The organism is Alicyclobacillus hesperidum subsp. aegles, assembly GCF_027923525.1.
GTDB lineage: Bacteria > Bacillota > Bacilli > Alicyclobacillales > Alicyclobacillaceae > Alicyclobacillus > Alicyclobacillus aegles.
Genome location: NZ_BSBJ01000004.1, coordinates 37,900 through 57,498, shown reverse-complemented (window position 1 = coordinate 57,498; position 19,599 = coordinate 37,900). Strand labels below are relative to the sequence as shown.

19 protein-coding genes are annotated in these 19,599 nt (G+C 57.6%); 11 read left to right on the top strand and 8 right to left on the bottom strand.

Translation table 11 applies throughout. The features are described from left to right. Window positions 1-38 precede the first annotated feature (38 nt). Window positions 39-353, bottom strand: coding sequence for an antibiotic biosynthesis monooxygenase family protein (locus QMF38_RS02300; protein ID WP_058093900.1), 315 nt, complete (start codon window positions 351-353; stop codon window positions 39-41). A 119-nt stretch (window positions 354-472) separates the two neighbouring features. On the opposite strand from QMF38_RS02300, the gene QMF38_RS02295 reads away from it, so the two are divergent. After that, the gene (locus QMF38_RS02295; RefSeq protein ID WP_058093899.1) at window positions 473-895 is read left to right on the top strand and encodes an SRPBCC family protein; all 423 of its coding nucleotides are present in this window, start codon (window positions 473-475) and stop codon (window positions 893-895) included. 48 nt (window positions 896-943) lie between these two features. Here QMF38_RS02295 and QMF38_RS02290 read toward each other — a convergent pair whose 3' ends face one another. The 5 genes from QMF38_RS02290 to QMF38_RS02270 form a co-directional block, all read right to left on the bottom strand. Continuing rightward, window positions 944-2,173 carry an MFS transporter gene (locus QMF38_RS02290; RefSeq protein WP_198146601.1) on the bottom strand — a complete coding sequence of 410 codons (1,230 nt, stop codon included), beginning with the start codon at window positions 2,171-2,173 and terminating at the stop codon, window positions 944-946. A gap of 53 nt (window positions 2,174-2,226) precedes the next feature. Then, a complete protein-coding gene (locus tag QMF38_RS02285; RefSeq protein WP_281758555.1) occupies window positions 2,227-3,702 on the bottom strand; it encodes a potassium/proton antiporter in 1,476 nt (491 codons plus the stop codon). Between the two features lie 293 nt (window positions 3,703-3,995). Beyond that, window positions 3,996-5,009 (bottom strand): 3-deoxy-7-phosphoheptulonate synthase, encoded by a 1,014-nt coding sequence (gene aroF / locus QMF38_RS02280; protein ID WP_058093897.1) that lies wholly within the window; start codon window positions 5,007-5,009, stop codon window positions 3,996-3,998. Next, window positions 5,006-6,169 (bottom strand): acyl-CoA dehydrogenase family protein, encoded by a 1,164-nt coding sequence (locus tag QMF38_RS02275; protein WP_058093896.1) that lies wholly within the window; start codon window positions 6,167-6,169, stop codon window positions 5,006-5,008. Before QMF38_RS02275 ends, aroF begins: the two co-directional genes overlap by 4 nt. 22 nt (window positions 6,170-6,191) lie before the next feature. Further along, window positions 6,192-7,790, bottom strand: coding sequence for an AMP-binding protein (locus tag QMF38_RS02270; protein WP_281758554.1), 1,599 nt, complete (start codon window positions 7,788-7,790; stop codon window positions 6,192-6,194). Between the two features lie 170 nt (window positions 7,791-7,960). On the opposite strand from QMF38_RS02270, the gene QMF38_RS02265 reads away from it, so the two are divergent. The 9 genes from QMF38_RS02265 (at window position 7,961) to tlp (ending at window position 16,420) form a co-directional block, all read left to right on the top strand. Continuing rightward, complete coding sequence (locus QMF38_RS02265) at window positions 7,961-9,967, top strand: FAD-dependent oxidoreductase (RefSeq protein WP_309298685.1); 2,007 nt, start codon at window positions 7,961-7,963, stop codon at window positions 9,965-9,967. A gap of 42 nt (window positions 9,968-10,009) precedes the next feature. After that, the gene (locus QMF38_RS02260) at window positions 10,010-10,798 is read left to right on the top strand and encodes an SDR family oxidoreductase (protein WP_232302122.1); all 789 of its coding nucleotides are present in this window, start codon (window positions 10,010-10,012) and stop codon (window positions 10,796-10,798) included. Between the two features lie 73 nt (window positions 10,799-10,871). Continuing rightward, window positions 10,872-11,129: an acyl carrier protein gene (acpP, locus tag QMF38_RS02255; RefSeq protein WP_006447200.1), complete on the top strand. Its 258-nt coding sequence runs from the start codon at window positions 10,872-10,874 to the stop codon at window positions 11,127-11,129. 125 nt (window positions 11,130-11,254) lie between these two features. Then, complete coding sequence (locus QMF38_RS02250) at window positions 11,255-12,913, top strand: class I adenylate-forming enzyme family protein (protein WP_058093862.1); 1,659 nt, start codon at window positions 11,255-11,257, stop codon at window positions 12,911-12,913. An 11-nt stretch (window positions 12,914-12,924) separates the two neighbouring features. Next, window positions 12,925-14,151: an acyl-CoA dehydrogenase family protein gene (locus QMF38_RS02245; RefSeq protein ID WP_058093861.1), complete on the top strand. Its 1,227-nt coding sequence runs from the start codon at window positions 12,925-12,927 to the stop codon at window positions 14,149-14,151. Window position 14,152: 1 nt separating this feature from the next. Next, window positions 14,153-15,175 carry an alcohol dehydrogenase catalytic domain-containing protein gene (locus tag QMF38_RS02240; RefSeq protein WP_058093860.1) on the top strand — a complete coding sequence of 341 codons (1,023 nt, stop codon included), beginning with the start codon at window positions 14,153-14,155 and terminating at the stop codon, window positions 15,173-15,175. Window positions 15,176-15,210: 35 nt separating this feature from the next. Then, complete coding sequence (locus tag QMF38_RS02235) at window positions 15,211-15,837, top strand: YbgA family protein (RefSeq protein ID WP_058093859.1); 627 nt, start codon at window positions 15,211-15,213, stop codon at window positions 15,835-15,837. 30 nt (window positions 15,838-15,867) lie between these two features. Next, window positions 15,868-16,098, top strand: coding sequence for a hypothetical protein (locus QMF38_RS02230; protein ID WP_058093858.1), 231 nt, complete (start codon window positions 15,868-15,870; stop codon window positions 16,096-16,098). 91 nt (window positions 16,099-16,189) lie between these two features. Continuing rightward, window positions 16,190-16,420, top strand: a complete 231-nt coding sequence (gene tlp, locus QMF38_RS02225) for a small acid-soluble spore protein Tlp (RefSeq protein WP_058093857.1) — start codon at window positions 16,190-16,192, stop codon at window positions 16,418-16,420. 79 nt (window positions 16,421-16,499) lie between these two features. Here tlp and proS read toward each other — a convergent pair whose 3' ends face one another. Beyond that, complete coding sequence (gene proS, locus QMF38_RS02220; protein ID WP_058093856.1) at window positions 16,500-17,951, bottom strand: proline--tRNA ligase; 1,452 nt, start codon at window positions 17,949-17,951, stop codon at window positions 16,500-16,502. Window positions 17,952-18,053: 102 nt separating this feature from the next. Between proS and QMF38_RS02215 the strand changes: the two genes are divergently transcribed. Next, complete coding sequence (locus tag QMF38_RS02215; RefSeq protein ID WP_058093855.1) at window positions 18,054-19,127, top strand: metal-dependent hydrolase; 1,074 nt, start codon at window positions 18,054-18,056, stop codon at window positions 19,125-19,127. On the opposite strand, the gene QMF38_RS02210 is transcribed toward QMF38_RS02215, so the two are convergent. Continuing rightward, entirely contained in the window at window positions 19,109-19,534 is a 426-nt protein-coding gene (locus tag QMF38_RS02210) for a helix-turn-helix domain-containing protein (RefSeq protein WP_058093854.1), read from the bottom strand. The genes QMF38_RS02215 and QMF38_RS02210 overlap by 19 nt on opposite strands. Window positions 19,535-19,599: the final 65 nt, after the last annotated feature.

Here is a 19,599-nt window from a genome sequence, read left to right as displayed (position 1 = left end):
GCGTTTTGATGAACGTGTCGTGCGTTGGCGGGACTTGCTCAATACTCCAATTCGACTTTGCAGACGCGCGTGTGAAAGGACTTATACCAACGTTGTTTCGCTTGTTCTTTGGCAATCCGGTGAAACGCATCTTGGCTCCAAGCTTGGATGGCGTCCATTGTCTCCCAGTAAGACACGACGACACTGATCTCAGATTCGGCCATTTCGACACCCAGAAAGCCGGGCTGTGTTTTAGCCTTTGCGACGAGGTGCTGACACATCTCGCGATAGCCATCGAGATCGTCGCCAGGCACGACGGTCAGTATGACGGCGTAGTGGGGATGGGGATTGCCGATGGTTGCTAGTTGTGTCATATCCATTCCTCCGTGGCCTTATTGTGGTCACGGAGGGCAATGTGTATCCGCGTATGCGATGAAAGGACATCGGTCACGCGGATTTGAACGCTGCGTGATCGTGAAAGGGGGGCTTAGTCATGGGACAGCTCGCAGATATTCAGAAGGAAGTCGTGATTGACGCGCCACTCGACTCTGTGTGGCCTTTTATTGCGACGTCGGAGGGACTCGCGAAGTGGTTTATGCCGAACACGTTTGAACCGGTGGTCGGACATGCGTTTGTATTGCATGCAGGCCCGTACGGGGATTCGCCGTGTAAAGTGACGGCTGTCGATCCGCCCTATCGCGTCGCTTTCGATTGGGATGAAAATTGGCATCTTGAGCTGGCTCTACAACCTGTCAATGACGCGAAAACACGGTTGACACTCGTTCATTCGGGCTGGATGGAGGATGGCGTATCGCCGCTGGGACAGCCGTACAGCAAGGTGCGCGAGGTCATGGCCATGGGCTGGGAGCGCAAATTGCATGAAAGTTTGCCGGAGTTGATCCGCGAGCAGGCGTGATGGCCCTGCTTGCGGGCCATCGTTTGCCGCCGGATGCTCCCTGTTCAACTATCCGACAAGTCCCTCTTCGGAAAACTCGTCCGCGCGGAATAACGTTGGAAACAGCCTCGACCATAAAAGTACCACGGCAATGGTCGCAAGACCGCCGAGGACGGCGGCGGGAATCGCACCGAACCATGAAGCTGTCAGCCCTGATTCGAAGGCGCCGATTTGATTGGATGTGCCGATAAACACTTGGTTGACGGCATTGACGCGCCCGCGCATGGAGTCGGGTGTTTGTGTCATCACCAAGGTCGAGCGAATGACCATGCTGATCACATCCGATGCGCCAAGTATGATGAGTGCCGCGATGGATAGCGCAAGCGATTTGGAAGCTGCGAAGACGATCGTCGCGCAACCGAAGATGAGCACTGAGAAAAACAGCATTGGGCCGACGCGTTGGCGAATAGGACGCCACGTGAGTGCGATGGACATCAGTGTGGCGCCGATTGCGGGAGCGGCCCACAATACGCCAAGACCTGTGGCCCCGATGTGCAGGATCGTGTTCGCGTAGATGGGTAGGAGCGCGGTCACACCACCGAAAAGCACAGCGAACAGGTCGAGCGAGATGGCCCCAAGCACGACCGGACGGGATCGGATGAACGTGAGCCCAGCGAGCACAGAGCGAAGGCTGATTGGCTCGTCGTCCGTCGGCTGCTGTTTGTGGGCACTGATTGCGAGCATGAGGAGCGCTGCTATGCAACATCCGACGGCCGCTGTGCCGTAAACCACATTGGCTCCCAGTGCGTATAGTACGCCGCCCACTGCAGGTCCAACCATGACGGCCATCTGCGAGATGGACGTAACTTTGGCCATTTGTTGCGATAGTTGCTCAGGTGCGACGAGACTGGACAGAAGAGCTGGCATCGCGGCGTCGAGAAAGGCGCCACTCACACCGAGGACGACGACCGCCCCAAACAGCGTCATTTGGCTGACCCAGCCCAATCCACTAGCCGTTGCTAGCCATGCGAAGAGCACCGCTTGTGCGGCCAAGGCGCATCCAACAATCCCCTTTCGATTCCACCGATCCGCCGCATACCCGACGATGAACGTGAGGAGTAACACGGGGGCAAACTGTATGAGACCGATGAGTCCAAGGTCGAAAGCCGAACCGGTTAATCTGTACATTTGCCAGGAGATCGCCACGGCGGCCATTTGTGTCGTGAAATCGAGCACGACCACGACGAGCATATACAAACGAAAGGCGAGCGATGCGCCCTGTCGATGAGGAAGTAACACGCTGATCGAATCCTTTCCTAATTGCATCAATCGTTGCTGACGTTTTCGAGGCATTAAGGCAAGAAGCCGGGTTGACCGACTTGTCCTGCACGGAACAATCTGCGCAAGTCTGGGATGTGGCGGCGATCCGATAGCACGAGTAGATGATCTCCCGCTTGGAGCTTGGTTGCGCCGCGCGGCACGATGACCTGGCTATCGCGAATAATAGCGTAACAAAGCGTATTCTGCGGGAACTGAATTTCGACCATCTTTTTGTGCACCAAGTCAGACTCCTCTGGAATTTCAATCGGCATCACAACAGCGTGTTCACGCGCGATGGCCACCAGTTCCAACAACCCTTCGGACGGCGACGATTCAAACAAGCCAAGCTTTTGCGCCAGCGGTTTGACGGTCAATCCCTGTAACAATGTGGAGGCGATCACGACGAAGAACACAGCATCGAGCATGGTCGCAGGCGTGTACGTGGGCGACAGGATGGCCGTGAGCACTAAAACGATGGGAACGGCTCCACGCAAGCCCGCCCAGGATATAAAGACTTTCTCTGTGCGGGTGTAGCCCATTCCGATGGTGGATAGCCAGACGGCCGCCGGTCTGGCTATGGCTAGGACACTTACGGCCAGGCCCATTCCCGGCAAGAGAATTGCCCAAAGGCGAGCAGGCGACATCTGAAGGCCGAGCACGACGTACATGACAATGTGCATCGTCCATGACAGTCCTTCGTGGAAGCGCATGATACTGTAGCGATGTTCAAGCTTGCGGTTGCCCATGACGACCGACGCGACGTAGACTGCCAGAAATCCACTGCCATGTAGCAGAGCGGCGCCAGCGTAGGAGGAAAGCGCAAATGCCAGCGTTAACGTCGGATACAGTCCGCCGGTATCCAATTTAATACGTTGATTGGCGAGCGAGCCAAGATAGCCTGCGAGCAAGCCGACAGCCAAACCAACTAGCATTTGCAAGGCTAAGGTACCGATGACATACCAGGCCGCTTGCTCAACGGTGCCGAATCCGTGGATAGACCATTGCATTAAGACAATCGTGAGAAAGAATGCCATCGGGTCGTTGGTGCCCGATTCAACTTCGAGGACATCGACGAGGCGTCGACGGAGTGGTTGGCCTCCAAGTATGGAAAACACCGATGCGGCATCTGTCGAACTGACGGCGACCCCAAGTAATGCGGAGGGGAAGAACGGCAACTTGAGCAAGTAGTGAGAAATGGCTGTCATGATAGCCGAGCTGACAAGGACACCGACCGTAGCGAGCGATATAGCAGGTTTCCACACGTTGCGAATTCTCGCTGCAGGGGTATGCAATCCGCCCTCAAACAGGATGAGGATGAGCGCGACGTAACCGATGGATTGCGCGACAGACAGCGGGACTTTCGGACTCACATGCAGGCCGCTCGGTCCTAGCAGCATGCCGATGGCGACAAAACCGATAAGAACCGGAAAGCCTAAGCGGGTTCCGACGCGAGCAGACCAAACGCCAGCTAGTAAAATGAAGGACAGCAACAAGAGGAAGTACCCCATCTTCTCCTCCTTTGATATAAAGTTTTGACATTTTAGAGTGAACAGATTGAAGCAAGTGGCACGCTCTAGTAGAGACAGGGGATAGTCTGAGCACGAAACATACCTGTGAGTGAAAGCTTCACCCCGTGGCAAGCATGATTTTGCGCTCTCAAGGGTGGCTCCTTACTTATGGTACGTGAACGGCAGGTGGGAAATCAACCAAAAGACATAGATGCCCATGATGTAAAGAGGGCATGCTGCTACCACTCATATTGCAGCCTGCCCCCTTTACAGCTTAGAAAGCCTTCGGCTTGTCAAACGCCGACAACCGTTTTTTCACGGGTGCCGTGTAACACATCCGAGATCCGATTAATCTCCTCTACCATCAGCCCGAATTCTTGATAATCGATCGTCTGCGCCGCGTCGGACATCGCTTGATCCGGTGTCGGGTGAATTTCGACGATCACGCCGTCAGCCCCAGCTGCCACACCTGCACGTGCCATTGGACGGACGAACGCACGCTTGCCGACGCCATGCGACGGATCGACAATAACCGGCAGATGAGTAAGGCTTTTGACCACCGGTACGGCATTGAGGTCGAGTGTATTGCGCGTCGCCGTTTCAAACGTGCGGATACCTCGTTCGCACAAAATAACGTTGGGGTTGCCTTGTGCCAAGATGTATTCGGCAGCCATCAGCCATTCCTCAATCGTTCCCGACAGGCCGCGCTTGAGAAGCACAGGCTTCATCGACTTGCCCGCTTCGCGCAACAAGGGGTAGTTCTGCATGTTGCGCGCACCAATCTGGAGAATGTCGACATACTCCGATACGAGCGCAACTTTGTCCGGCTCCATCACTTCCGAGACGATGGCGAGCCCAGTGATCTCGCGCGCCATGGCCATCATCTTGAGTCCCTCTTCGCCGTGACCCTGGAACGAATACGGGCTCGAACGCGGTTTAAAGGCGCCGCCACGCAACACATGGCCACCCAGGCGCTTGACCGCCTTCGCGATGTCGACGATATTCTCGACCGACTCGACAGAACATGGACCAGCCATTACGACCGGTTTCGATCCGCCAATGACGACGTCGCGTACCTGAATGACGGTGTCTTCCTGCTGGAACTCGCGGCTGGCGAGTGGGTAAGGGCGCGCGACGGGGACGACTTCCAGCACCTCGGGCAGTTGGGCCAGGCGATTCGCCAAATCGGCGTCGTTACCAGCAATCATGACCCGATTGGCACCCGCAGGGTAGGCGGTCACGCCGAGTTCGGCCAAGGATTGTGCCAACAGTTGCTGATTGTGCTTCGGGTTCAGCATGACAATCATCCGCGATTTCTCCTTTCACGCGCCGCCTTCACCTTGTCCAGCACGTCGCGCGCAATCACCATCTTCTGAATTTCCGACGTTCCTTCTTCAAACCGCTGCATCCGCGCATCGCGGTACAAGCGTTCGATCTCACTCGACTTAAAATAGCCCGGCCCACCATGGATCTGCAGGGCTTTATCGGTGACCCGCTGCAGCATCTCCGTGGCAAACATCTTGGCCATACTCGCTTCCACCGTGATCGGCTGACCTGCGTCGAACTTGCGGGCAGCATGAAGGACAAGGTGGCGCGCCGCCTCGATGTCCGTCGCCATTTCCGCAAGCCACATCTGGATGATCTGACGCTTGGCGAGCGGTTGCCCAAAGGTTACGCGCGCGAGCGCGTGTTCCGCCGCCAACTCGAGGCTACGTTTGGCCGCGCCGACGCACGTCATGCCGATTGCAGTGCGCGAGGGATCGAGAAAACCGCGAAACGCAACTTCCAGGCCATCGCCTTCTTCACCCAGACGATTGGCGACGGGCACACGACAATTGACAAGCCGCAAGTGGCCGTGCTGGGTACCGGTGATGCCCATGGCCGGAGCCATCCATTCTATCTCGAGGCCGGCTGCATCTTTGGGCACCATGAGTGCCAACGTGCCTTCACCGCCACTCGTTCCCTCGAGTCGGCAGAACAAGAGAAAGTAATCTGCAACATCGCTGAAGATGATCATCCACTTCTCGCCGTTGACGATGTATTCATCGCCTTCGCGGCGGGCAGTGGTCTTGATGTCTGCTCCAGATCCCGAATTGGGCTCCGTCAACGTAAACGTCGCCCGCAGTTGACCGCCGATAAACGGTTTGACAAACCGCTCCAACTGCTCCGCTGACGCCTTGCTGGCGAGCGATCGCCACAGGCTATTCGTGACATGCACGATGACGCGCAGCGAGCCGTGCATGGCGGCGAATCTCTCGAGTAGCTGCAGATAGTCTGTAAAGGAGAGGCCGTAGCCACCGAGATCGCGCGGGGCTGCAAGGCGTAAGTAGCCGCGATCGTTCAACTCTTCCCACACCGCCTGTGGCACGGTGCCCGTCGCTTCAATCTCTTGCGCCCACACGGCAGCAGGGCCTGCGACATAAGCATCGACGTCCGCCATCCAATCGGCCAATGTTCGCGTCTGCATTGTTCGTCGCCCTTCCTTTGCTCTAGGCTTGTGTGCGTTCCTGCTGCAGCTTGTTCGCGATGTCGTTTCGCAACACATATTTTTGGATCTTGCCGCTTGCCGTGCGAGGCATTTCGTCGATGACCTCGACCCGTTCCGGCCAATAAATCTTTGCCATCCCGCGTTCGCCGAGAAAGTCTGTGATTTGCGACAGGTCAATACCCGCTTGGCCAGGTTGCAGCACGACGTATGCACACGCACGTTCACCGAGCCGTTCGTCCGGCATGGCCACGACCGCTGCATCCGCGATGGCAGGGTGCTGGTAAAGCAAGTCTTCGATTTCTACAACCGGGATCTTCTCACCGCCGCGATTGACGACGTCCTTTTTGCGTCCGGTAATTTTCAAATAACCATCCTCGTCGATCACGGCGAGATCGCCAGTGTCAAAAAATCCGTCTTTTGTAAAGCCGGCTTCGTACCACTCATGGTGGTGCAAGTAGGTGGCGAACATCGCCGGCGTCTTGATTTGATAGTTACCTTCTCGCCCTGCTGGGAGAACATGGCCCTCGTCGTCGACGACGCGGATCTCCATGCCGTCGATGGCGCGGCCATCGGTACCCCATAGTTTTTCCGGCGGATCGTCCGGGCGGCCGACGGTGACGAGACAGGCTTCCGTTGACCCCCAAGCGCCGACGATGGAGCAAGCCAACTTTTCGCGGGCTTCTTGCGCCAATTGCCGGGGAATCGCCGCGCCGGTTGCAATAAACAGGCGCAGACCCTTTGGCGGTTGCGCGCTGCGCGTAATATCGGACAAGAACGGCATTGCGGCCTGCACGAAGGTCGCGCCATGCACTTCGATGGCCGCACGGGCGGTGTCGACGTCCCAAACCGCTTGATAGATGCCCGTGCCCCCGATATAGAAGGAAACGAGCATTCCATAGAGAAATCCTGTCTGGTGGGCAAGCGGCGATGGCACCCAAATGCGGTCGCTCGCGCTCAGTCCCAGTGTCGTCGTATGCGCGAGCAATGCGTTTGACAGGCTTTGGTGCGTGTGCAAAACGCCTTTGGGTTCACCGGTCGTCCCGGATGTGTAGAGCAGTTGTGAGTAGGATGTCGCCGTCGCGCGCCGTCGTGTCACTTCCGCCAGCATGTCCTCGGATATCTCGCCTTGCCACAGGATGCCGCCGAGATCGTGTGCGGCGGGATCGTACTGTTGCTGGGCAATTACAATCACGTGTTCCAGCGCGGGCAGTTCTGGCCGGATTCTATCCACAAGCTGCACATAGGCAAACCGTCGAAATTCGTCCGGGACAATGAGGAGGCGGCTGCCGGAAGACTGCATGATGAACGTCACTTCTCGTTCGCGCAAGGAAGGCAAGAGCGGGCAGGGAATGGCACCAAGCTTCCAGAGACCAAGGGTGATGACAATAAACGGCCAACCGCTTGGCAACTGATAGGCGACTGCATCGCCCGGTTGCACACCGCGCTGTAATAGGCCGATGGCCGCGCGGGTGGAGAGTTCGTCCAATTGGGCATACGTCAATTGAATAGGAGATGAGCCAGCGAGATCGATAACAGCCAATTGATTCGGGCTCTGCGCCCGGAACATGTCAAATTTGTCGAGAAACAGCGGAGCGCTCACAGTGGCGCCGCTCCTTTCATTCCGAAATTCGTACCTGGTTATAAAACATTCTAGCACGCTTGTCGACGAATTCAATACCAGGTGTTAATATCAGATTATAAAAATGGCTTGGGAATATGCGCGGGTAACAGGTTGTTGCGCCGCAAGCCATGGTTGAAGAGGTGTTGAAGGTGGCACCGCAGAACGTATTGCGCCAGTTTGAGGCCTTGCGTCAACCCGGACGGATTGGCTCGCTCACGCTGCCTCACCGTATCCTGATGGGTTCTATGCACATGGGTCTGGAGCGCAACCCAGAATATATCGAGCGGCTTTGCACATTTTATCGCGATCGCGCAGAAGGTATGGCGGCACTTATCATCACTGGCGGTGCCGTGGTGCTGCCGGAGGGCGGTGGCGAGATGTACGTGCTCACGAATCCGGAGCACATCGACATGCTCGCCAGGTTGCCAGAGGCTGTTCATGCGGGCGGAGGTCGCATTGCCTTACAATTGTTTCACGCTGGTCGCTATGCGTTTTCTGACGAGATTGGCATGCAACCTGTGGCCCCGAGCGCAATCCCGTCGCGATTGACGCGAGAGACGCCGCGTGCGATGACGGCGGAAGACATTGCGCGCACGATTTTGGGCTTTGCCAACGCAGCGAGCACGGCGAAGCGGATTGGCTTTGACGCAATTGAAATTATGGGATCCGAAGGTTATCTCCTCAATCAGTTCTTGTCGCCACTCACCAATGTGCGCGACGACGAGTATGGGGGAGATTTCGAACGGCGGATGCGCATGCCGCTGGACGTCGTGCGCGCTGTTCGCGCCGCGGTCGGGGCCGAATACCCCATCATCTTTCGGATGTCAGGTGCGGATTTGATGCCGGATAGCACGACGGATGAGGAGACCATTCGGTTTGCGCAGGCCTTGGTGGATGCCGGGGTCGATGCGTTAAACATCGGCATTGGCTGGCACGAGTCGCGCGTGCCGACGGTGCAGCAGGTGGTTCCGCGCGGAGGGTTTGCGGCGGTTGCCGGGCGCATTCGCCAACATGTGTCGGTGCCGGTGCTTGGCGCCAATCGGCTCAACGTGCCGGAAGTGGCGGATCAGTTGGTGGCCGACGGCTATCTCGACTTCATCGCGCCCGCACGCCCTTGGTTGGCGGATGCGGAATTTGCGCGCAAGATCCTCACAGGGGATCGGCAAGGGCTCAACGTCTGTATCGCTTGCAACCAATCGTGTTTGGATCACACGCTCGTCAAGCCGTATCAACCAGTGAGTTGCCTGGTCAATCCGCGCGCGGGGCAGGAGTCGGAATGGCCGCTCGTCAAGGCGGGCGCGCGTCGCCGCGTCGCCGTGGTCGGCGGCGGTCCGGCCGGATTGGCAGCCGCCACTGCGGCTGCGATGCGTGGCCATGCGGTGACGTTGTACGAGCGCGATCGCGAATTGGGCGGCCAATTTCGGATGGCGGGCCGGATTCCAGGAAAAGCGGAGTTTTACGAGACCATCCGTTATTATGAAGAGATGCTTGAACGGTTTGCCGTGACTGTTACAATGCAAACAGAGCCTACGGTGGACGAGTTGTCTTCGTATGACGATGTGATTGTCGCTGTTGGTGTCGAGCCGAGACGGCCAGGCCTCCCCGGCGAAGACTTGCCGCACGTGGTGACGTACGCGCAGATTTTGACTGGACAAGTGCAAGTGGGGCGCAACATCGTGATTGTCGGGGCGGGGGGTATCGGCTGCGATGTCGCGACGTATCTCGCCGAGCATCGGCATGCGACGCCTGAGGCGACGTCGTTCTTCCGAGCGCAAAGGCTGGCGGAGCCTGCCTCACTCGCTCGCCATATCACGGTACTTGCGCGCAGTGAGCGCTATGGACACGGAATTGGGCGGAGCACGCGTTGGGTGGTCAAGCAGGAGATGCAGCGCCTTGGCGTCGATGTGTTGACGGGCGCGTCCGTGTGTGAGATTCGCCCGGACAGCGTCGTGATCGATCACGCTGGTGAGAAGAAGGTCATCCCGGCGGATCAGGTCGTGCTCTGTACGGGGCAAGAGTCGGCCAGCGTCGATTGGCTGGACGATGTGGCGAAGAAGGTGCGCGTGCACGTCGTCGGTGGTGCGCGCGAGAGCCGCGGTATCAATGCGGCGCGGGCGATTCGCGAGGCGTTTGCGGCGGCGTATGGAATCGAGTAGAGGCGCTTGTGGAAAGCGGCGTTCTGTTTGTCGCAAGGAGGCATGACATACGTGTTGTTGGCAGGGAAAAAGGCGTTTGTGACCGGTAGCAGTCGCGGCATTGGACGGGCTGTTGCGATCGCGATGGCGCGCGAGGGCGCAGATGTCGTCATCCACTATCGGCGTGAGCCGGAGCAAGCAGAGGCGACGGCAGCCGCGGTCCGCGAACTGGGGCGTCAGGCCTTGGTCGTCAAGGCGGAGATGGAGAGTCAGGAAGAATTGAACGCTGCGTTTGACGAGATCGAGCGCGTCTTCGGAGGCCTCGATATCTTCGTCGCGAATGCGGCAGCCAGTGCGTTTAAGCCCATTGATAGTCTGAAGGACTATCACATTGATAGGACGTATCGGGTGATCATCCACAGTTTCGTATTCGCCGCCCAGCGCTGTGTGCCGTTGATGGAGAAACGGGGCGGCGGGCGCATCATCACGATGTCGAGCATGGGAAGCACATACACCTTGCCGCGCTACGCAACGCTGGGGTCCGCGAAGGCGGCTCTCGAAGCGATGACGCGTTATCTCGCGTCGGAAGTGGGCGACAAGGGAATCACGGTCAACAGCATTAATCCTGGTGTCGTCGACACCGAATCGGCGCGTTTTTATGGCGGGGACAACTATGATGCGTATCGGCAGGACGTCATTGCGCATACGCCGCTTGGTCGTTTGGCGACTCCAGAGGATGTCGCAGACACCGCGGTCTTTCTGGCGAGTGACCTGTCTCGCTTCATCACCGGGCAAGTGATTCGCGTCGACGGCGGCTTGACGCTTCTGACAGGCGGTTTTGAGAGTTTTTAAGAGTGTAGAGGGCTGTGGCCAAAACCACGGTTTTATAGAAGCAACCTAACGCAAACAGCAAAGGAGAAGACAGATGGCAGAGGCATTGAATAAGCAACAGATCGAAGAACGTGTGCGCAAAGTGGTTGTCAACCAGCTTCAGGTCGACGCGGCAGAGGTCAAGCCGGACAGCTTGTTTGTCGATGACCTGGGTGCCGATTCGCTCGACTTGACTGAACTTGCGGTCGCGTTTGAGGACGAGTTCGACATCGAAATTCCAGAGGCCGATTTTGGCCAACTTTCTACCGTTGAAGGTGTCGTTCAATACATCAGCGGGCGCTTAGCACACTGACACAGATAAAGGGCGGCCAATGGCTGCCCTTTTCCCCTGCTAGGGCGGATCGCACAAAGCGACAGCGCGTCTCGACATGCAAATCTTTTGTACTTCACCAACTATGCGAATGAGGGGGTAGTCGGATGTTTGATTTTGAAGGTAGGACCTTGACGCCTGAACGCGCTCAGTTGTATATCGACAAAGGCTTCTGGACGGAAGAATCGTTTGTCGACGTGTTCTATAACGATGTTCAACAGTATCCAAACTTTGTCCATCGCGACGAGGAACGCGAAGCGACCTATGCACAGCTTTGGAACGAGATCGAGGCCGTCGCTGCAAACTTGTACGAGATGGGAGTTCGCAAGGGCGATACGGTGGCCTTGCAATTGCCCAACGCCCTCGATTACGTAGTCGGGGTATTCGCTGCCGCACGTATTGGCGCTATTGGTGTGTCACTGCAAATTGATCTCGGGCGTCAGGCGTTGTTGACGAGCCTTAAAACTTCGCGCGCCAAGGTCTGGATCATTGCGGATTACTTCCGTGGCCAGCCTCTGTACGACATGGCAGTTTCCCTCAAGGCCGAGTTGCCTGATCTCAAGGAAATTGTCCTCCAGGGAGATCCAGAGCGGGCGCCGGAAGGTGCACTGACGTTTGCCAGCTTGCGCGATTCTGGAAAACAGTTGGACGAAACAGACCTTGCTGCAAACCGCCCGGGTGCCCTCGATGCCTTCCTTATGGTGTTTACATCTGGCACAACCGGTTCGCCAAAGGGTGTCGTCCATTATCACGCCAACTACCTTTGGGCGGCGCGTGCCTACGCAAAGAATTTCGGCTACGGGCCCGGGGAAGGGGTGCTCTGTCTGGCGCCCATCTGTCACCAGACCGGCATGCTTGCGGGCGTCATGATGACTGTCGCCAAGGGTGGGCGAATCATGTTGCTCGAGCGGTTCTCCGCGGCACGCGTCTTGAAGTGGATAGAGGAATATCGCCCGGCTTATTTAGTGGGTGCGCCACCGCATGTGATTCACGTCGCAAACGCACCGAACCTAAAAACGACTGATACGGCAAGTGTCAAGCTGTTCATCTACGCAGGGGCGCCTGTGCCAAGTGCCGTGCTTTCGCAATTACAGGCCGATAGTGGCATCAAGGTCGGTTGCATGTTTGGCTGGTCAGAAGGCTTTTTGGCAACCGCCACGCGCCCTGACGATCCGCTGGAGGCTCTGTCGTCTACCGTCGGCTTCGCCATCCCCGGTACAGAGGTTCGTCTCGTCGACGAGGATGGCCACGACGTAAAACCGGGTGAACCGGGTGAGATGTGGTCGCGTGGCCCGAACTTTAGCGCGGGCTACTACCAAAATCCGACGGCGGCGCACAAGCAATGGGACGCCGACGGCTGGTTCCACTCAGGGGACATCTTGCGACAGGATGAAAATGGGCGTTATGTGTTTATCGCTCGCGCCGACGACATTATTAACCGAGGCGGTACGAAAATCGATCCGAAGACTGTCGAAGATGCGATTTCCAAGCATCCATCGGTGGAAAACGTCGCCGTGGTCGGAGCTCCAGATGCGACCTTGGGGCAGCACACGGTTGCCTGTGTGATTTTGCGCGAAGGGCACGAGGCGTTGTCCCTGAAAGAACTACGGGAATTTCTCGCGGAACAGGGATTGGCAAAATTCCAATTCCCGGATCGCCTCGAACTGATGAAGGAGTTCCCGCAGACGCATTCCGGAAAAATCAAAAAGAAAGATTTGCGTGAACGCTTCCGCCTTGAAGCGGAAGGTCAGGCAAACGGCCGCTAGGAGGACTTGTCATGAACATTCTCAACCCGTCCATGCGTGACGCGATTTGCCCGCAGTTGCCGCAGTATGACGAAGCACTTGTGCAGCGGGCGAACGAAATTCGCAATCGCGTCATCCAGTTCCGCCAAGAGGAGGCGGCGGAGTGGGGCCTGCAGATCGAACGCGACGAAAAGATACCTGCTGAGCTGTGGGCGCGGATGCGCGAACTGGGCTTTCACAAGTTGACACAGCCCACCTGGGTCGGCGGTGAAGGTTTGCCGCTCGGCCTGTATTTTCCGATCCTCGAAGAAATAGCTCATTGTCACGGTTCAATCCGCATGGTGTTTCATGCGTACAACAGCATCTGGCGAACCGTCGGACAAGGTACGCGCGAACAGCAGGAGTACTGGCTGAAAAAGTTGGTCGACGAAGGCGCACTCGTCGCCTTCGCGTTGACCGAGCCGGACAATGGCACCGGGATCGATCTGCGTACGACCGCGACCTATGAGAATGGCAAGTACGTCCTCAACGGCCGCAAACACCTGATCACGTTTGCGGAGGAAGCCGCCGTTCTTGCCGTGATCGCGAAGATGGAAGGCGGTGCCGGCCGCGGCGGGTTGACTGCATTCCTCGTGCCACAAGGTCGCAAAGGCATGAAACTGATCCCGATGCCGCACATGATGGGCGACAAAGGATGTTCGCATGCCATCATCGAGTTTGACAACTGCGAGGTCAGCGAGGATGAAATCCTCGGCGAGATCGGCGAAGGATTTGGCGTGGCTGTGCGCGGTTTCCTGGATCAAAGCCGAGGTTGCATTGCGCAGAGTGCGGTCGGCCTTGCCCAAGAATCGCTGGATAGGACGCTCGAGTTCGTGCGCCAGCGCACGACGTTCGGCAAGGCCTTGGCAAGTCGTCAGGCCGTGCAGATGCGCCTGGCAGAAATGCAGATTGCCATCCAGGCGGCGCGCCTGTTGTGCCTTGACGTCGCTTATAAGTACGATCTCGGCCAGGATATCGCGCTGGAAGCCTCGATTGCCAAGGCAAATGCGATTCGCATGGTCGGCGATGTCACAGACGGCGCGCTCAGCCTGTTTGGTGGGATTGGCTACGCAGTGACCAGCCCAGTCGAACGGCTGTATCGCGACGCGCGTTCGCTCTGGTTTGAGGAAGGTACCATCGAAATGCAGAAGATGACGATTGCCGAAGCGCTTTTGACCAACGCACGCCGTCGCGAGCGCGAAGCAAAGCGGGCGGAATAAGATGCGGGCGTTGCAATACGCGCCGGATCGCGGCACGGATCTCGTGGATTTGCCTGTGCCGGAGGCGGCCGCAAACGAAGTGTTGTTGCAGGTAGACGCCTGTGGCGTGTGTGGGAGCGACCGGCAGATTGTCCGCGGTGAGACGCCGCCCTTTGGCACGCAGTTTCCCCTTGTGTTAGGGCATGAAGTTGCAGGTACCATCGTGGCAGTGGGCGATGCCGTGGACGGGTGGAACGTTGGTGATGCGGTACTCGTGCACCCGTTTTGTCCGTGTGGGAATTGTGCGGTTTGCCGTCGGGGTGAATCGCATCTCTGCACACAACAGGGCTGTATAGGCTTCACGCGACAGGGTGGATTTGCCGAATATGTCGCTGTACCCGCCGACCAACTCGTTCGCCGTCCCGCCCATCTCGATCCGGCGGCAGCAGCGATTCTGGTCGACGCTTATGCGACGCCGCAGCGAGCGCTCGTTGCCGCGCACGCGGACAAGGCGGCGACGGCCTTGGTCATCGGCACTGGGGGATTGGGCCTGGCGGCCATTCAGCTGCTTAAGGCGGGCGCGGTCGCACGCGTGGCGAGTGCAAGCCGCCGCGAGGCTGGACTCGATGTGGCGCAGTCTGCAGGAGCTGAGGTCGCCGTCGCGTTGACCGATGCTCGAGGTGCTGCGCGGGCGATCCGCCGCTTCGCCGGCACCGGTGGGGCCGATCTCGTGCTCGATACGGTTGGCGATGGACAATCGCTTGGCTTTGCCCTAGATGCGTTGCGCCCTGGTGGTACCGTCGTGATCGTGGGAATGCCGGCAGGCGATGTGGCGGTACCCATGGCGCGACTGGTGCGGCGCGGCGTGCGCTGTATCGGCAGTTACGGTTCGCAACGAAACGACGTCGTGGAGGTCGTCAAGTTGGCGGCAGACGGGCGGATCGACCCGGCGGCCCTACTCGGACGCAGACTCGCCCTCGCGGACGGGCCCTTGGCGTTGGCGACGCAAAGCGGTGGCCGCGACGTTATCTTGCCGCAGCGTTGAATCGGTACAGGACGAGCCGGGACGGAGGCGATGGCATGCGCGACGAGGAACGCAATGCGATGCTTCGCAAGGCGTGTGAGATGCTGTACCACGACGTGCGCCTGCCGCTGTATGAGCGTTCGCATGTGTGGCCCGAACACTTTGCACAGGGGCTGGAACAAGCAGCGGATCGGGAGATTGCTTTACGAAAATGGCTCGTCGAGTTGTTGCGGGTCGAGGTGGTGGAACCCATCGTGCTCGCAGGGGTGAGAAATGCGTTGTTTCACGCTTTTGACGCGTTTAAGTCCCATCTCTCTGCCGCGCAAAGGCACGACTGGCTGGAGCTGATTCTGCGCGATCCAGCTAAGGCCCGATCGCGCATGCACCTTTTGCTGCTTACCTATCCTGACGCCATGTTGGCCAGTTCCTATTATTGGCGTGCGGATCGCTGGCGGATCTCGTGGTTTTGGCATGAGAACGCCTGGTGGCAGTTTCGCGTTCGCGATGTCGGCGTGAATGATGCGGCGGTTACGTGGGAAATGCGTCCGCGCGCTGAGGTGCTTGCCGAGATGCGGCAGGTCGGGAGTGGCTACGACGTCGAGTGGATGCACGCTGAACGGCTGGCAGTGCGCTTTGACAACGGCGAGTACATCGCGTATCGTTGGCTGGCGGAAAGTCACTAAGGAAGCATCGGTATATGAGGAGGCGGCAGCGTGGAACGCGAGCCGAATATCCAAAAGGCAAGGCGTTGGCTTTATGCCTTAGGCGGCTTAGGTGCCGTCATTGTCATTTTTAGCGTTGCGGTCAACCATATTGATTCGGGTATTTCCATCGTGGGCTATGTCGTGGGCTTCGTCTGCCTGTTGTTGGCCGCCATGGCGGCGTTTTCGAAACAAGACGCAAAGCCTGAGCGCCCCAGCCATTCGGAGAAACGGCGGCGATGAGCGGATGTATCGCCAATAAATCGAAATCATAGAATGGACGAACGCGTAACATCCTAGCGGTGAACATCACCTGGATGGAGGGATGAACGCGATGGCGAAACCGGATAATCGCGCGGACAACGTCGAACATTTGCAGCAAGCTCTCAACCACACTATGGAAAACATTCGTGAGGCGGAGACATTTTTGGCTGCTCATGGGGACGACATGAATCCGAAGGATGTGTCGGCGCTCGAACGTAAGAATGAACGGCGTCGCGAGGCTATTGCAGGGTTTCGCGAGGAAATCAAGGACGAAGCGGCACACCAGCGCAAACATCATTAAGCTGCAATACTACACAGAAAACAGGCCATTTCGCATGATGCGAGATGGCCTGTTTTGCATACGCGGCCTTTCGGCCAGATCAGTACGCCTTGGCGAACCAAACTGCGTATTGCGCCGGCTTGCCACAGGTGACACAGTGCTTTGGTTGCGCCGGCGGATCGAACGGGATGTTTCGGCTGGTGGCCGAGCAAGCGTCTTTGACGGCGCGCTCACAGGCGTCGTCGCCACACCAACCGGCAAGCACCAGGCCGCGTTCGTTTTGGATGTAGCTGACCAACGCCGCGAGATCGTCGGCGACGTATGAATGCTCGTGCAATCGATTTTTTGCAGCTTGGAACATATCGGCCTGAATCGTCGCCAATAGCTTATTCACCGTTTCGCCGACTTGCGTCAATGGCACAGGCAACTTCTCTCCCGTATCACGGCGAACGAGAATGGCTTGGCCGCTTTCCAAATCGCGCGGGCCGATCTCGATGCGGATGGGAATACCGCGCATTTCATATTCATTAAACTTCCAGCCTGGACTGACGTCGTCGCGAGCGTCAATGTTTACACGGACGCCGGAACTTTGTAGCGATGCGACGATTTGTTCGGCGGCAGGAACGACGGTTTCACGCGTCTTGGCTGGGCCAATGGGAATTACGACGACTTGAGTCGGCGCGACCTTCGGCGGGATGACCAAGCCTCTGTCGTCGCCGTGTACCATGACGATGGCGCCGAGTAGTCGTGTTGTGATACCCCATGAAGTGGTGTACACGTACTTGCGTTGGTTGTCTTTATCCAGGTACTGAATGTCAAACCCCTTGGCGAAATTTTGCCCAAGATAATGTGACGTTGCCGTCTGTAGGGCTTTGCCGTCCTTCATCAAGGATTCGAGCGAGTAAGTGTCGACCGCTCCGGCAAACTTTTCACTTGGCGTCTTTTGTCCGCGAATGACGGGAATCGCGAGAAACGACTCGACGAAGTTGGCGTAGATTTCGAGCATCTGCATGGTTTCCGCACGCGCCTCGTCCTCGGTGGCGTGGGCTGTATGACCTTCTTGCCAGAGAAACTCGCTTGTCCGTAAAAATGGCAGTGTACGCTTTTCCCAGCGCACCACATTGGCCCATTGGTTTAAGAGTACAGGCAAATCGCGATACGATTGAATCCACTGAGCATACATATGGCCAAACATCGTCTCGGACGTCGGGCGCACCGCAAGGCGTTCTTCCAAGATATCGCCGCCTGCCTCTGTCACCCAAGGCAACTCTGGGTTAAAGCCTTCCACGTGCTCTTTTTCCTTTTCGAAAAAGCTTTCCGGAATAAAGAGCGGAAAGTAGGCATTGCGGTGGCCTGTGCGTTTGAATTCGCGATCCAACTCCTGTTGGCATCGCTCCCATATTTCGTAGGCGTCCGGTTTAAAGACGATGCATCCACGCACTGGCGCATAGTCCATCCAGTCGGCCTTTTGAATGACGTCTAAATACCAACGAGAAAAGTCCTCGGATTGAGGGGTGATTTCCTTCACGAATGATTTGTTTTCCTTTGCCATGACGGCCCTCCTACGCAGGTTCCTGCTTGCCATCTTACGGAATGCAACAATCGTCGTCAATTACAGCATACTTTGAATCAGAACGGATCGGGGGTAGCGCTTGTGGACAACTTGACACACGCTTGTCTCGGGCTTGGCGTGTATGGCACCTACGTCGCCGCGACAGGTCACCCAATTGGCGGTGCCGTCGGTTGGGCAGCATGCGCCGCTGCGGTGATTGGTGCGGAAGCCCCAGATGTCGATATCGTCGCGCGCATATTTGGCGATCCAGTTACTTATCTGTATCAACACCGACAAGTGTCACATAGTGTGCCGTTTTGGTTTGCCTACAGCCTGATTATCGGTGGTGCCTTAAGTTTCTGGGCAGGGGGACACGCGCTCCTCTTGGTTAGCCTTGCGTTTCTTGGGGTGCTCACGCACATCGGCTCAGATATGTTGACAACGTACGGCACCAAAGCTCTATGGCCATTGACTAGCCAGCGCTTCCGCGGCGATAGCCTCTTTGTCGGCGAACCTATCTTTGTCGTGCTCGCGCTCATCGGTATCGTGCTGTATCGACAGGGAGTGCCTTTGCAGAGCTTCGTCTTCGCTCTTGACGCGATCGCGCTCGTATACACGTGCTGGCGCGTTCTGCTGCACCAATTTCTCCTGCGCCGGCTGCGGTTGGCGTTACCCAATCTCGTCGGCGCGGCGACAGCAGAAACATGCAGGGTCCGCGTGACGCCGATGTTATTGCCCATCCCGCAGGCACACAAGTACGTGATTGTGAACGATCAGCGATACTGGTTCGGATCGTTCACTGCGAGCGGGCGACCCGTGCCAGAGGCCGAGGTCATCAGCGACGCGACACCGGCCGTCTCCTTCGCCTTGCAGAACAGCCGAGTCGGGCGAGCGATGGCGTGGTTTACACCGATGCTCGTCGCAAAACAGGAGCAAGAAGGACAATTGACAATTATTCGCTTAGCCGACGCGGGCGTTCGCTATTTTGACACGCTGCTCTTTAGTGCGGCCATTGATCTGGCGACCACGCATGATGGTTCGTATGCGCTCGTCCATGAAGGGTTGCGGGCGCAGAGCATGCACATTCGTCGTTCGTTCAGCGATGGCTGGCAGCGCCTGGGCCGACGCATGCGCTTGACGATAGCCAGCCCGAAGGGCTATCGGTCTGGTCGTTGACCGTCCTCTTCGGATGCGGATTTGCCGCCATCTTCGCTTGCATGCGAGTGATATTGTTGTTCCCGCTCGCGCAGATAGGCCGCCAGGACTTCGAGAAGTGCTGCAGGATTGGCCAAGGCGTCCGCTTCGGCGAGACGCTTGGCCATTTCCGCATAGGAAACGTCGAGGCTCGCGTCCGCATCTTCAACATCGTGGTGACTGGGGAAGAGATCCGGATCGAGAAACGAGTCGATAGGCACGCCGTACGTCCGAGCGAGTTTCGCCACGACCAGAAACGACGGATTGGGACGGGTTCCGTTTTCGATGGCGCTCAGGTGACTGATGGAAATCCCGGCCGCGTCGGCTACCTCGGCCAACGTGAGTCCGCGCTCTTCCCGCAGTTGGCGCAAACGCCGTCCTATTTGCATGGCGCAGCTCCCTTCCTGGTGATCTGTCTACAAATGTAGAATGAATGAGACGCAGAATCAATCCA

What these genes read in the sequence shown, in the direction of transcription:
- QMF38_RS02210 (WP_058093854.1), bottom strand. Translation starts at nt 19,534, where the DNA reads ATGCAAATAGGACGGCGTTTGCGCCAACTGCGGGAAGAGCGCGGACTC.
- QMF38_RS02235 (WP_058093859.1), top strand. Translation starts at nt 15,211, where the DNA reads ATGCGCGACGAGGAACGCAATGCGATGCTTCGCAAGGCGTGTGAGATG.
- proS (WP_058093856.1), bottom strand. Translation starts at nt 17,951, where the DNA reads ATGGCAAAGGAAAACAAATCATTCGTGAAGGAAATCACCCCTCAATCC.
- QMF38_RS02250 (WP_058093862.1), top strand. Translation starts at nt 11,255, where the DNA reads ATGTTTGATTTTGAAGGTAGGACCTTGACGCCTGAACGCGCTCAGTTG.
- QMF38_RS02260 (WP_232302122.1), top strand. Translation starts at nt 10,010, where the DNA reads ATGACATACGTGTTGTTGGCAGGGAAAAAGGCGTTTGTGACCGGTAGC.
- tlp (WP_058093857.1), top strand. Translation starts at nt 16,190, where the DNA reads ATGGCGAAACCGGATAATCGCGCGGACAACGTCGAACATTTGCAGCAA.
- aroF (WP_058093897.1), bottom strand. Translation starts at nt 5,009, where the DNA reads ATGATTGTCATGCTGAACCCGAAGCACAATCAGCAACTGTTGGCACAA.
- QMF38_RS02300 (WP_058093900.1), bottom strand. Translation starts at nt 353, where the DNA reads ATGACACAACTAGCAACCATCGGCAATCCCCATCCCCACTACGCCGTC.
- acpP (WP_006447200.1), top strand. Translation starts at nt 10,872, where the DNA reads ATGGCAGAGGCATTGAATAAGCAACAGATCGAAGAACGTGTGCGCAAA.
- QMF38_RS02275 (WP_058093896.1), bottom strand. Translation starts at nt 6,169, where the DNA reads ATGCAGACGCGAACATTGGCCGATTGGATGGCGGACGTCGATGCTTAT.
- QMF38_RS02240 (WP_058093860.1), top strand. Translation starts at nt 14,153, where the DNA reads ATGCGGGCGTTGCAATACGCGCCGGATCGCGGCACGGATCTCGTGGAT.
- QMF38_RS02285 (WP_281758555.1), bottom strand. Translation starts at nt 3,702, where the DNA reads ATGGGGTACTTCCTCTTGTTGCTGTCCTTCATTTTACTAGCTGGCGTT.
- QMF38_RS02295 (WP_058093899.1), top strand. Translation starts at nt 473, where the DNA reads ATGGGACAGCTCGCAGATATTCAGAAGGAAGTCGTGATTGACGCGCCA.
- QMF38_RS02245 (WP_058093861.1), top strand. Translation starts at nt 12,925, where the DNA reads ATGAACATTCTCAACCCGTCCATGCGTGACGCGATTTGCCCGCAGTTG.